The sequence below is a fragment of the Enterococcus sp. AZ040 genome (assembly GCF_050499185.1).
Classification (GTDB): Bacteria; Bacillota; Bacilli; order Lactobacillales; family Enterococcaceae; genus Enterococcus_D; species Enterococcus_D entomosocium.
This window is the reverse complement of sequence record NZ_JBMHEW010000001.1, coordinates 1,788,822-1,802,061: the sequence shown is the minus strand read 5'-3', so window position 1 is coordinate 1,802,061 and position 13,240 is coordinate 1,788,822. Positions and strand designations below refer to the sequence as shown.

Annotated in this window: 14 protein-coding genes; 13 read left to right on the top strand and 1 reads right to left on the bottom strand. The window is 42.0% G+C overall.

Annotated elements, in window-relative coordinates; all coding sequences use genetic code 11:
* Positions 1-127 precede the first annotated feature (127 nt).
* The 5 genes from IGK63_RS08360 (at position 128) to coaE (ending at position 5,505) form a co-directional block, all read left to right on the top strand.
* A complete protein-coding gene (locus tag IGK63_RS08360) occupies positions 128-601 on the top strand; it encodes a MaoC family dehydratase (protein WP_005235769.1) in 474 nt (157 codons plus the stop codon).
* Positions 594-1,286 (top strand): Bax inhibitor-1/YccA family protein, encoded by a 693-nt coding sequence (locus IGK63_RS08355; protein WP_005235771.1) that lies wholly within the window; start codon positions 594-596, stop codon positions 1,284-1,286. Before IGK63_RS08360 ends, IGK63_RS08355 begins: the two co-directional genes overlap by 8 nt.
* A gap of 125 nt (positions 1,287-1,411) precedes the next feature.
* Positions 1,412-4,057 carry a DNA polymerase I gene (polA, locus tag IGK63_RS08350; protein WP_016611849.1) on the top strand — a complete coding sequence of 882 codons (2,646 nt, stop codon included), beginning with the start codon at positions 1,412-1,414 and terminating at the stop codon, positions 4,055-4,057.
* A gap of 15 nt (positions 4,058-4,072) precedes the next feature.
* Positions 4,073-4,915, top strand: coding sequence for a DNA-formamidopyrimidine glycosylase (gene mutM, locus IGK63_RS08345; protein ID WP_016611848.1), 843 nt, complete (start codon positions 4,073-4,075; stop codon positions 4,913-4,915).
* Positions 4,912-5,505, top strand: coding sequence for a dephospho-CoA kinase (gene coaE / locus IGK63_RS08340; protein ID WP_016611847.1), 594 nt, complete (start codon positions 4,912-4,914; stop codon positions 5,503-5,505). The genes mutM and coaE overlap by 4 nt, the downstream gene beginning before the upstream one ends.
* Before the next feature lie 174 nt (positions 5,506-5,679).
* On the opposite strand, the gene IGK63_RS08335 is transcribed toward coaE, so the two are convergent.
* On the bottom strand, positions 5,680-6,459 hold the full coding sequence (locus IGK63_RS08335; protein ID WP_086332401.1) for an ABC transporter ATP-binding protein: 780 nt from the start codon (positions 6,457-6,459) through the stop codon (positions 5,680-5,682).
* A gap of 168 nt (positions 6,460-6,627) precedes the next feature.
* Between IGK63_RS08335 and IGK63_RS08330 the strand changes: the two genes are divergently transcribed.
* From IGK63_RS08330 to IGK63_RS08295, 8 genes are all read left to right on the top strand, one after another.
* The gene (locus IGK63_RS08330) at positions 6,628-6,966 is read left to right on the top strand and encodes a hypothetical protein (protein WP_016611845.1); all 339 of its coding nucleotides are present in this window, start codon (positions 6,628-6,630) and stop codon (positions 6,964-6,966) included.
* Between the two features lie 246 nt (positions 6,967-7,212).
* Positions 7,213-7,854 (top strand): FusB/FusC family EF-G-binding protein, encoded by a 642-nt coding sequence (locus tag IGK63_RS08325; protein ID WP_016611844.1) that lies wholly within the window; start codon positions 7,213-7,215, stop codon positions 7,852-7,854.
* Positions 7,855-8,057: 203 nt separating this feature from the next.
* Positions 8,058-8,528, top strand: a complete 471-nt coding sequence (nrdR, locus tag IGK63_RS08320) for a transcriptional regulator NrdR (protein ID WP_005226004.1) — start codon at positions 8,058-8,060, stop codon at positions 8,526-8,528.
* Between the two features lie 13 nt (positions 8,529-8,541).
* On the top strand, positions 8,542-9,918 hold the full coding sequence (locus IGK63_RS08315; RefSeq protein ID WP_016611843.1) for a replication initiation and membrane attachment family protein: 1,377 nt from the start codon (positions 8,542-8,544) through the stop codon (positions 9,916-9,918).
* On the top strand, positions 9,918-10,850 hold the full coding sequence (dnaI, locus tag IGK63_RS08310; RefSeq protein ID WP_016611842.1) for a primosomal protein DnaI: 933 nt from the start codon (positions 9,918-9,920) through the stop codon (positions 10,848-10,850). Before IGK63_RS08315 ends, dnaI begins: the two co-directional genes overlap by 1 nt.
* A 23-nt stretch (positions 10,851-10,873) precedes the next feature.
* On the top strand, positions 10,874-11,332 hold the full coding sequence (locus IGK63_RS08305) for a hypothetical protein (protein ID WP_016611841.1): 459 nt from the start codon (positions 10,874-10,876) through the stop codon (positions 11,330-11,332).
* 95 nt (positions 11,333-11,427) lie between these two features.
* On the top strand, positions 11,428-12,123 hold the full coding sequence (locus IGK63_RS08300) for a tRNA (adenine(22)-N(1))-methyltransferase (protein WP_034872664.1): 696 nt from the start codon (positions 11,428-11,430) through the stop codon (positions 12,121-12,123).
* Positions 12,120-13,238: a Nif3-like dinuclear metal center hexameric protein gene (locus tag IGK63_RS08295; RefSeq protein WP_301280254.1), complete on the top strand. Its 1,119-nt coding sequence runs from the start codon at positions 12,120-12,122 to the stop codon at positions 13,236-13,238. Before IGK63_RS08300 ends, IGK63_RS08295 begins: the two co-directional genes overlap by 4 nt.
* Positions 13,239-13,240 lie beyond the last annotated feature (2 nt).

Below are 13,240 nucleotides of genomic sequence, written 5' to 3'. Positions count from 1 at the left end.
GGCGTGTTTGCTGCAAGAGTTTTTTACATCTGAAGTTTTTGCAAAAGCAGCACCGCGAACTTGCACTTTTGTCGGCATCTGATAGAATATACTCAGATGAAACTATTCTTTTTGGAGGAATTAAATTTTGAATATAGGAAAACCGCGAAAAATAGGGAAAAGTATTGAAGATATCGAGGAAGGCGATTCGTTATCCTTAACAGAATCGATCGAAGACAATCAACTGTTGTTATATTTAGGACTTACTAATGATGCAAACCCTTTGTATATTCAACATGACTACACGCAAAATACTGAGTATCAGCGTCCAATCGTCCCATCCATCATGTTGATGGGGATCATCACCAGTGCCGTATCGAAACATTTGCCTGGTCCTGGCTCTCATGTAGTCAATTTTTCGGTGAACTTTATTGAACCTGTATATCATTATGAAACATTGACCTTTGAATTCGAAGTGATCAAAGTGGATAAAATGAAAGACGTGGTAACTATTTCGGTTGAAGCGATCAACACAGAAGATCATCGTATTTTAGATGCTGTGGTCATGGTCCAGCCGCCAAAAGCAGTAGCAGTAAATGAGGAGGAACAACAAGATGAATAATTTAAACAATGAAACCGTCCAAGCCCAAGGCTTAAATCGCTTTTATTCAAAAGTGTATTTATTCTTCGGCGTTGGGCTTGCGATCAGTGCGATTTCAGCCTATATTTTTGGGGAAGTCTTCAAAGCGCAAACCCTGCAATTTATCGACAATTTTCCGCTAGGATTTACCGGTCTTTGGATCTTACAGATCATTCTAGTTATTGTATTAGGGGTGAAGGCGCAGAAAAATCCGTCCTTGACCGTTGCTGGCTTTTTAGTCTATTCGCTCTTGAATGGATTGACCTTGTCTGTGACATTGATGATCTATGACTTTGGATCGATCGTGGGAGCATTTGTTTCAGCAGCCGTCACTTTTGGTGTCATGTCAGCATTTGGGATCATGACCAAACGTGATCTAAGTGTGGTTGGTCGTATCGGCTATGGTCTGTTGATCGGGATCATCATCTCAACGCTCTTGAATGTATTTATTTTACGCAGTCAACCGGTTGACTTTTTCTTATCGATCGTGACCGTCTTTGTCTTTATGGGAATCACCGCTTATGACAATCAGCAAATCCGCAATGTATACTTCGCAACGAATGGTGGCGCAAATACTGGAGTGGCCGTTTTCATGGCATTACAACTGTATTTAGACTTCATCAACTTATTCCTAGCGTTATTGCGAATCTTTGGCAAAAACAACTAAAAAAAGTGCGAGGAAACTCGCCTTTTTTTTTGTATAAAATGAGAGAGAAAACAAAGCAATTCATCGCTTTTGTGCCCGTTCTTTGATAGAATAAAGAGGAACTTTTTGAGAAAAGGAGTAATCAAATGCCAAAAAATAAATTACTACTCGTTGATGGGAATAGTGTGGCTTTTCGCGCGTTTTTTGCGTTGCATAATTCATTAGAACGGTTTAAAAATGCCAACGGGCTGCACACAAATGCCATCTATGCGTTTCATACTATGTTTGAAAATGTGATGGCAAAAGAACAGCCAACACATGTTTTAGTGGCTTTTGATGCTGGAAAAACCACCTTCAGGACAGCGATGTATGAAGATTATAAAGGTGGGCGTTCAAAAACCCCTGGGGAATTTAAAGAACAAATGCCTTACATTCGCGAATTGATCAACGCGTTAGGTGTTCAATACTACGAATTAGATAACTATGAAGCCGATGATATCATTGGCACATTGGCAAATAAAGTCGATAAAGAGCTATTTGATGTCGTCGTTTTATCTGGCGATCGCGATTTGACCCAGCTGGCAACGGAGCACGTGAAAGTTGACATTACGGTCAAAGGCGTTAGCGAAATTGAAAGTTATACGCCCGCTCATGTGGCTGAAAAATATGACGGCCTAACACCCTTACAAATCATCGACATGAAAGGACTAGCTGGCGATGCTTCCGATAATATTCCCGGCGTCACCAAAATTGGTGAGAAGACAGCCATTAAGCTTTTAAAGGAATATGGCTCCGTTGAGGGAATCTATGAACACATCGATGAAATGAAAAAAAGCAAGATGAAAGAAAACTTGATCAATGACCGTGAGATCGCCTTTCTTTCAAAACAATTAGCAACCATCGATGTGGATGCGCCCATTGAGGTCGATGTCGACAAACTGAAATATGAAGGCAAAGATTTAGAGAAATTGGTGCCATTCTACCAAGAAATGAACTTTAATAGCTTCTTAGATAAGCTGCAAATTACAGCTGAACCAGTTGAGATGGCAGACATTTTGTTTTCGGTCGTTGAAGAAGTAACGGAAGATATGTTCCAGGGAGACACAGCATTGTATGTCGAGATGATGGGGGATAACTATCATTTGGAAGACATTGTCGGTGTTGCTTGGGGCAATCAAGAAAAAATTTATGTCAGCAATCGTGAAGAATTGTTTGAAAGTCCAGCCTTTACCGATTGGTTAAAAGACGAGAAACGTAAAAAATTCGTCTATGATGCCAAACGCACGTACGTGGCGTTAAACCGGTACACGACAGCACCAAAAGGAATCGCTTTTGATGTTTTATTGGCAGCTTATCTTTTAGACACGAATGATACAAATAATGACATCGCAGGTGTTGCCGCTCACTATGGCTATGATGCGATCCAATCGGATGAAGCGATTTATGGAAAAGGAGCGAAAAAAGGGCTGCCGGCGGATGAGGAAGACTTCTTTGCTCATTTAGCCCGTAAAGTAGCGGCGATTACAAACCTAACCCCAAAACTTACGGAAGAATTGGCAGCGAAGAATCAAACAGCGCTCTTTGAAGAAATGGAATTGCCTTTATCAATGATTTTAGCTGAGATGGAGATTACCGGTATCAAAGTTGATGCGTCTCGCTTGCATCAGATGAAGGGCGAATTTGCACAACGGTTGCATGAAATTGAAGAAAAAATCTACGCCGAAGCTGGAGAAACCTTCAACTTAAACTCGCCGAAACAATTAGGTGTGATTTTATTTGAAAAAATGGGCTTACCAGTTATCAAAAAAACCAAAACTGGCTATTCGACAGCAGTCGATGTGTTAGAACAACTAAAAGAGCAAGCACCAATCGTTGAAGACATTTTGACTTATCGTCAAATCGCTAAGATCCAATCAACCTATGTAGAAGGCTTATTAAAAGTGATCCAAGGAGATGGCAAAGTCCATACGCGATATGTACAAACCTTGACCCAAACTGGTCGTTTAAGTTCTATCGATCCAAACTTACAAAACATTCCGATTCGTTTAGAAGAAGGTCGAAAGATCCGCGAAGCCTTTGTGCCACGAGAAACTGATTGGGTGATCTATTCCTCTGACTACTCTCAAATCGAACTACGGGTGTTGGCACATATTTCAGATGATACCCATTTGAAAGAAGCCTTTATCGAAGGTCAGGATATCCACTCAAGTACAGCGATGCGAGTCTTTGGTATCGAAAAAGCAGAAGATGTGACACCAAATATGCGTCGTCAAGCCAAAGCGGTCAACTTCGGTATCGTTTATGGGATTTCTGATTATGGATTATCACAGAATCTAGGAATCACCAGAAAAGCCGCCCAACAATACATCGATACGTATTTTGAAAAATATCCTGGTGTGAAAACGTATATGGAGGATGTGGTTCGTGAGGCGAAGGACAAAGGGTACGTTGAAACCTTGTATCATCGCCGTCGTTACCTACCTGATATCAATTCTCGCAATTTCAATATTCGAACTTTTGCCGAAAGAACCGCCATCAATACACCGATTCAAGGCAGTGCGGCGGATATCTTAAAAATTGCCATGATCGATTTGGCGAAACGTTTGAAAGAAGAAAAATTAGCAGCAACGATGCTGCTGCAAGTACACGATGAACTAGTCTTTGAAGTACCTGAATCTGAATTGCCTCGTCTTGACGCTTTAGTGAAAGAAGTGATGGAGCAAGCCGTTGCATTGCATGTCCCTTTACTGACAGACAGCAATTGGGGCAAAACATGGTACGATGCAAAATAAATGAGGTGAACAGAGGTGCCGGAATTACCAGAAGTTGAAACGGTCCGTAAAGGACTTGAAAAACTTGTTTTGAATAAAACGATCGAATCGGTCGAGATCCTGTGGCCGCGAATCATTGAAAGTCCTGAAGTACCGATCTTTTCGGCGCTTTTGAAAGGGCAACGTTTTGAAAAATTTGAACGACGTGGAAAATTTTTGATTTTTAAATTGACAGATTATGATCTGATCTCTCATCTACGAATGGAAGGCAAGTACGAGTATTTTGAGTCAGACCCGATTGTCGATAAACATACACATGTCATTTTCCATTTTACGGATGGCAGTCAGTTAAATTACCATGATGTAAGAAAATTTGGACGTATGACCTTAGTGGATAAAGACCAAAGCGCAGCCTATAAAGGCATCATGCAATTAGGTCCTGAGCCTAAGCCTGAATTGTTTTTATTAGAGGCATTTGAACAAGGATTGAAGCGTTCGAAAAAAGCCATCAAACCGTTATTGCTTGACCAAAAGCTCGTTACTGGTTTGGGCAATATTTATGTAGATGAGGCGCTGTGGCAAGCAAAAATCCATCCAGAGCAACCAGCGGATTCATTAATGCCAACTGAAGTAGATGTGCTGCATAAAGCAATCATCGATGTCTTAGAACGAGCTGTTGAAGCAGGCGGAACTACCATTCGGACCTATCTCAATGCACTAGGAGAAGCCGGGAAATTCCAAATGTCATTAAATGTCTATGGCCAGACAGGCAATCCTTGTGGCCGATGTGGCACACCAATCGTCAAGATCAAAGTTGCCCAACGGGGGACGCATTTTTGTCCTCAGTGTCAAAAACTGCATGTGAGGTCCAACAAATGAGTTTTGTTTTAGGCGTCACTGGGGGAATCGCCACTGGAAAAAGTACTGCAGTCGCGCATTTTCGATCACTGGGTTTACCGATTATTGATGCCGATATCATCGCAAGAGAAGTCGTTGAACCGAATACGGAGGGCTTGCAGGCGGTGACGCAAGCCTTTGGTCCGCAGATTTTGACAGATGATGGGCACCTAGATCGACAAACCCTCGGTGCTTTGATTTTTAACGATCCAGAAAAACGCCGCATGCTGAATCAGACGTTATCTCCTTTTATTCGACAAGAGATTTTGTCTCAGATCGAAGAAAAAAAACAGGAAGTGCCCTTGTTGATCGTTGACATTCCTTTGCTTTATGAAGCCGACTACGACCAATACATGGATCAAACCGCAGTCGTTTATGTGCCAGAAGCGCTTCAAAAAGAGCGGTTGATGGCACGTAATCAACTGAGTGAGCAAGAAGCGCAACAACGAATCGACAGTCAGCTTTCCATTGAGAAAAAGAAACAACGGGCAGATATTGTCTTTGATAATCAAGGAACGATCGCCCAACTCAATCAGCAGATCGATGATTGGTTAGCATCCTTAAACAAATAGATAAGACAGCAGGTTCCCTTCAGTAAAAGGGAACCTGCTATTTTATCTTTCAATAGCAAACCTAGCCCTATCATTTCCAAAAACAACTGGCGCTGAAACATGTCGGAAACTGTTTGGTTTGGAAAGTAAGACGATCGTGTATGAATGGTTAAATATCAAAGTACCAGCCCTGATTTATTTTGGGGTCACGATCACGCGATTGCTGGAAAAGGGGTGAAGAATGATCGGCTGATCATAAAAAGAGGTGAGAACCTCCTCAGTAAAAATCGTCTCTCGTTGACCAGCGGCGTGGACTTTGCCGTTTTTTAACATCAGCAAATGAGTGAAAATCGGTAGTAGCTCTTCCGTATGATGGGTAACGTAAAGAAGAGTCGGCGTATTCGGCAGATGTGAAAAAGCCTCCAGACGGGTTAGCAGTTCTTCTCGCGCAAATAGATCAAGGCCCGTACAAGGTTCGTCCAAAATCAGGATCTCTGGTTGTGCCATCATGGCCCGTGCGATCATGACAAATTGTTTTTCCCCTTGAGAAAGGACGTGATAGGAACGATTGATCAAATGCGACAAACCTAAGTCAGTCAAAAGCGCTTTTGCTTGGATCAGCTGCTCTTCTTCATAGGACTCATAAAGACCAATACTGGAATAAAGCCCCGAAAGAACGATCTCTTCGGCAAGATCGCGACCATAAAACTTGCTTTGCAGCGCTGAACTGACCCAACCAATGCGCCGTTGAAGATCGGGCACAGACGTTTTTCCGTAACGCTCACCTAAGACCGTTCGTTGACCAGAAGAAGGCCATAAACTTCCCGTGATCATTTGGAGTAATAAACTTTTGCCAGCACCATTCAGACCTAAAATCACCCAATGCTCATTTTTTTTCACTTGCCAATTGATCGCTTTTAATAAATAGTTCTTGTCGCGAACGAATGAAACCTGTTGGAAATCGAGGATTGTCATCTATTGTCGAACCTTAAACAGGTTCTTCACCTCCAGTTGTAAGAATATTCAGAAAATAATCGCTCATATTATAGCATAAAGAAAAACATTTTGCTGACTGTTTGGTATCGCATTCATATCTTTTGTCAGAATTCAGAATGCTTGTTATGATGAAACTATACAGGAGGGATGATAACTATGGGTACTTTTAAAGACGAAAAAAATGTGATCGTTGGCAAGGCTAAAGAAAAAATCGGTGAGTGGACCAATAATGAAGAACTTGCCCATTCTGGGAAAGAACAAGCACACGAAGGTCAGATCAAGAAAGAGCACGATCAAAAAAGAGTCAATGAATTAGAAGATCAAAATGACGAGCGCGATGCCCGCAATGATCGAACTACCCCAGAAAATGTCAGCAGTGAAGAATTGTTGCGAGCTGAAAATCCTGATGCCAATAAAATTTCTTCTGCCGATCGTCGAGATGCAGACCAGCTGAAGCATTATACTGGAATTGAAGATAAATTATAACTGAACACGGATGCCTTCGTCTTCTAGACGAGGCATTTTTTTGTTAACCAGAGTGGATGAAGAGTCAAGAGACTACTGCTCAGTTGACAATTGCTCAACATCTCATTATAATCCATTAAGATCGCATAGAGAGAAGCAAAGAAATTGGGAGGTGGTCATCAAATGCTTATTTATGCATTGTGTACGACTGTCAAGAAAGTAGAACAGCCGCAATAGGAAACGGAAAATTAGAAAGAAGGCTTTTTTATGATCGAACCTTACCAATTTCATTCAATTAAATATCAAGTATACCAATTAGTTCGAACCTATCAATCGGTGAATGATCCTCGAACGATCAAAACGGTTGAAACGATGACCAAAGACGCCATAGAACATTTTTTTCCTGAAGAAGAAACAGCACCACGTGAAATTTTAGCTGCTTTCTTTCAACAGGGGATGACGATCAGTCGCAGCAATGAGCTGTTAACAGAACTAAAAGAGTACGTCCGACCCTTTCAGCTGCCGACAACAAAACAAATTGAAAAAATGTTTCGGAAAGTAAAAAAACTGAAAATACCTGATTTTGCTTCCGTTGATTTAAAAGAGACCACTTATCTTGCTTGGGATGATATCGGTAGTCAAAGCAAGTTTATGATCATAGCCACTGAGCAGGGATTTACAGGACTTCACGGTCATGTGTCAACCGAGGTCAAAAAAGGGATCTGTCCCTTGTGCCAGCATGAAGGAAATGTGTCGATGTTTCTTTCTTTGACCAAGAGCAACGGCGATGGAACATATACGAAACGCGGGAATTATATTTGCCGTGATAGCCAAAGGTGCAATCAGCAGTTGGAACAGCCAGCAAATTTGCATGATTTTGTTTCTTTGCTGCAAATGAAAGATAAATAACGAAATGAAACGGCAGAAATCTTTCTGCCGTTTTTTCTCATTGAAAAAAACAACAGTTATAGCATTATTTAAATTTTGTATTAAATGAACAGAATAAACCACTTTGGCTATTGTACCAATGGATTTCATGTTATAATTAATCATAGAAACCGATGACTTTACGTGAAAACGTAAGCGCATAAGAGAGAAAATGAGGTGGAACTATGCAATGTCCAAAATGTCATCATAACAATTCGAGGGTAGTTGATAGTCGACAAGCCGATGATGGACGTGTGATTCGCCGTCGTCGTGAGTGCGAAAATTGCGGCTATCGCTTTACAACATTTGAACGTATTGAAGAGGCACCCTTGCTTGTGATCAAGAAAAATGGTGCCCGTGAAGAATTCAACCGAGAAAAAATTTTACGGGGCTTGATTCGTTCTGCTGAAAAACGACCAGTGACAATGGATCAGATGGAAACAATCGTCGATCATGTGGAAAGTCGTGTCCGTGCTCTTGGTGAAAATGAAATATCTACGACACAAATTGGTGAGTATGTGATGGAAGATCTAGTTGATTTAGACGAGATCGCTTATATCCGTTTTGCCAGTGTATACCGCCAGTTTAAAGACATGTCAGTTTTCTTAAAAGAACTACAAGACATCGTCGAAAAAGCGAAAGAACCACAAGAATAGAGGGGGACAACAAGTGGGCAATAGTTTACCGAATCAATCGTACAAAGTGTTCAAAAGCCGTCCACTTACAACGGAAGGGAAAGACGCCCTCATTTATTTGTATCAACCAATTATTGAAAGTGATGCTTTAGCGTTGTATTTGACACTAGCAAGCGATGTCCAAGCCCAAAGCATTTCTGGCGAGGAGTCGATGACGACCGTGCATCTAGATATCTTGAATGCCATGAATGTCGGAATGTCTCGCTTCATAAAAGCCAAGCAAAACCTAGAAGGTATCGGCTTGCTGAAATCATATGAAAAAGCAGATTTGCAAAACGGATCCTCCTATCTGTATTGGCTGCAAGAACCGGTTCATCCGGCAGCGTTTTTTCAAGATGAATTGTATACCTATCTTTTGTTGGAAAGAGTCGGGGAGCGTAAATTTAATCAGCTGGTCAAGCTGTATCAACCAAAGAAATGTTCTTTAACCGATTATCAGGAAGTGACCCAATCCTTCTCAGTTGCCTATGGGTTAAATACTGCTCGTTTCGCCTCTCATGAAGAAACGTTACAGGCAGTCAGTAATTCTTTTCAAGAATCCAATGCAAACTTGGTGCTTGACGAAAAGCAATTGGATTGGGACTTTCTTTTATATGAAGCGCAACGTCGGTATATCCGTGCCGCTAATTTCACGCCGAGTTTTCGACAAAAGTTAGTTCTATATCATTCCTTATATGGCTATGATGTGTTGGAATTGTTGGATTTGATGGCGGACAATGTTTCTTTGACAACAGGCGAGGTCGACCAGAAAAAGCTGGAACAAGCCATCATGAAGAAATCACGACAAACATTCACAAAAACATCAAAAAGAGAAGATCCTCAAGCAGAAAGCCAGTTGCGGCGCTTCAATACATTGAAGCAGAATGGTTTTTCAGAAAATGATGTATTATTGATTCAAGAAAGTGAAAATAATGCGCCGATCGCCTTTCTAAAAGCGATCAAAGCGGAGAAAAACAGTTTTATGACCGATTCAGAACAATGGTTGATCAAAAGCCTTGTCGAACGATCACCATTGCCGAATAGTGTGATCAATGTTCTGGTTCATTACGTTTTAGTAGTCCAAAACAATGCCGCTTTATCCGGAAATTATGTAAATAATATTGCCGCCCAGTGGTCAGAATTAAAAATCGGTACGGCAGAAGATGCGATCAAGCATGTTCGGAGCCTTGTTCGAAGTGCCAAGGAAAAACGCAGCCGACCACAAACAAGCGGCAAAAAAATCATTCGCGAAGAAAAGCTGCCTTCTTGGGCTGAAAAACCAGTGGAAGAGACAGCATTAACGCCAGAGCGACAAGCAGAATTAGATAAAAAACTGCAAAACTACTTGCATAAGAAAGCTGGTGACAAGTAATGGAAGATGTTGGAAAAAACTTAGGGAAATTATTGGATAAACGCAATTACCGTGATCAGTTTTCATCAATGATGGCAGAAGTTTTGCAAGATCCTGATGTGAAAGCGTTTATTGCCGAAAATGAAGAAGCATTGACCGAAGCGGATATTCAAAAAAGCTATGCGAAACTGTATGAGTTCGTTCAAGAAAAGCGGAAATTCCGCATCAATGATCCATCCATGATCGCACCGGGCTATGAACCACGCTTAGCGTTAAATTTTCATTTTATTGATGTCACCTATGTGCCAACCAAAGAGTTACTGGCTTACCAGAAACAAGAAGAGATCCGCAGTCGTATCAAAGCGATGGATATGCCTAAAGATATTCAAGAAGCGAGCTTTGCAGATTATCAGCAAACGCCTGGACGCATGGAGGCTATCGCAGCCGCCGTTGATTTTATTAGTGAGTTGACAGCGAATCCGCAAGAATTTCATAAAGGCCTTTACTTTGTAGGAAGTTTTGGGATTGGCAAGACTTACCTGCTTGGAGCAATCGCCAGAGATTTAGCAGAGGCGGGGTATACAACGACACTTGTCCACTTTCCAACATTTGCGGTAGAGATGAAACAAGCAATCGGCAAAGATCAAGTGGGGGACAAGCTGAATGCAGTGAAAAAAGCCCCAATTTTGATGATGGATGATATCGGTGCTGATGCGATGAGCAGCTGGATTCGCGACGAAGTCTTCGGTGTCATATTGCAATACCGCATGCAAGAACAACTGCCGACCTTCTTTACTTCGAATTTTACTATGCATGAGTTGGAACAGCATCTTTCGGTGACGCAACGAGGTGAATCCGAACCATTAAAAGCCAAGCGCATTATGGAACGTATCCGTTATTTGACACAAGAAATTCAAATGACTGGTAAAAACCGACGAAATGATGGCCAATAACTGACTATTACTGGAGGAAGAAGATGATGACAAAACAGGTAATAATAGGATTATCCTTTGCAGCAATGCTGCTTTTAACAGCTTGCGGCAATCAGGGAAACAGCGCTGCAAATGGGGAGACTGGAACTTCTGAAACCAGCGAGCAGACCAGTTCCGTATCAAATAGTGCATCAGAAACGGAAACAACCGCAATTTTTACTGGTGTTATCCAAGAAGATGCGATAGCAGGATCGGATGATACCTTTTCACTCTTTTTGAAAGAGGTGGCGGCAGTGGAAGATGACGATCAAGTCGTCCAAAGTTTTCAAAATGATGGGGTCATCCTACATGTCCCAGTCGAGGCTTATTCAGGAGATCTGGAGGAATTGACGGAAGGTGCTACCGTCCAGGTGACGTTGCAAGGCATACCGATCATGACGATGTCGATCCCGCCGCAAATTCCGGGCAACTCGATCCAAAAGGTTGAATTAGTAGAAGATTAATGCAATGTGCGCCTTGGCAATGGCACCACAGTCAAGACGCACATTTTTTTCTATTTTTGGAAAGCGTGATATACTACGAGAGAAGGAGTGACAATATGAACGAACATGCATTATCGGATCGTTTGGCTTGTGTGGGCGCACAAATTCCCGACCAAGCACGTTTCGCCGACATCGGTTCCGACCATGCTTACTTGCCTGTTGCATTGATGCTGCAGAACAAAATCTCTTATGCTGTAGCCGGAGAAGTTGTTCAAGGACCTTATGATTCTGCTAGCAAACAAGTGCGTAAGAACGGGTTAGCTGATAAAATCGTGGTTCGTTTGGCAGACGGACTGGACGCGATTCAACCTGAAGACAACATCGACACCGTTGTCATTGCTGGAATGGGTGGCACACTGATACGTTCGATTTTAGAAGAAGGTAGCCGGAAAAATCGCTTAGCCGGAGTCAAACGCTTGGTTTTACAACCGAATGTTGGGGAACGGACTTTGCGAGAATGGCTCGTTAGCAACAACTTTATAATCATTCATGAAGTACTTTTAGAAGAAAACGACAAAAACTATGAAATTATCGTTGCCGAAACTGGAAAAACGACGTATACGTCCCAGCAATTATTTTTTGGTCCTTTTTTATTAAAAGAAAAAAATCCAGTTTTCCTTAAAAAATGGCAACATGAATTAAAGCAACGACAACGCGTCATTAAAGAGTTAGAGAAAGCCAAAGAACCACCTGCTGAAAAAATCAATGAATTAAAGGATCAGATCGAATGGATCAAGGAGGTGTTGGCATGATTTCTGGTCAAGAATTTATCAAACGCTTTGAAGCATACTGCCCTTTGTGGTTGGCAGAAGAAGGCGATCCTGTTGGTCTACATGTTGGCACATTAAACAAACCGCTCGAGCGAGTCATGATGACTCTTGATGTACGTCCAGAAGTGGTTGCAGAAGCCATCGAGAAAAAGATCGACTTGATCATTGCCAAACACCCACCGATCTTTCGGCCTTTGAACCGCTTGCTGACAGATGATCCACAACAAAAGATGCTAATGGATCTCGTCAAGCATGATATTGCCGTTTACGCCGCCCACACCAATATGGATATTATTGAAGATGGTTTGAACGATTGGTTTTGTGAACTATTAGAAGTTGAACCCGACACGTATTTGAAGCAAACCCATCAAGTAAAAATGAAGAAGCTAGCTGTTTTTACCCCTGTTGAATCGGCACCAGCGTTACGAAAGGCATTAGGTAAAGCAGGTGCTGGTCAGCAAGGTAATTACCAAAATACCAGCTATTCCTTGATTGGTACCGGTCGCTTTACGCCACAGCAAGCGGCACATCCTGCCATTGGTGAGATTGGAAAAGAAGAACAGGTGCAAGAAGCGAAGATCGAAGTCATTTTTCCAGAAACGATCGAGAATAAAGTGCTTTCGGCAATGATCGCTGCTCATCCTTACGAAGAGCCAGCTTATGATCTGTATGCCTTAGACAATTTGCCGAAAACCTATGGAATCGGACGGGTTGGCAACCTCGCTGAGCCTCTTTCCCTTGATCAGTTTGTCGAACGTGTCAAAGAGCGCTTTGGTTTGACTGCTTTACGCCTCGTCAGCTTTCCTGGTGCACCTGAAAAAATTCAGCGAATCGCCATTTGCGGCGGCAGTGGCCAATCGTTTTATTCGGATGCCTTACGCCATCAAGCGGATGTGTACATCACTGGCGATATCAGTTACCATTTCGCCCATGACATGCAAGCCAATGGGTTGATTGGGATCGATCCAGGGCACAACATCGAAAAGGAATGTATTCCTCGGTTTATTGAGAAATTCAACCAGTGGAAAGCAGAAGAGAACTGGGCTGTGACCTTTGTTCCTTCCACCACTTCAACAAATCCATTTGACTATAGATAGGA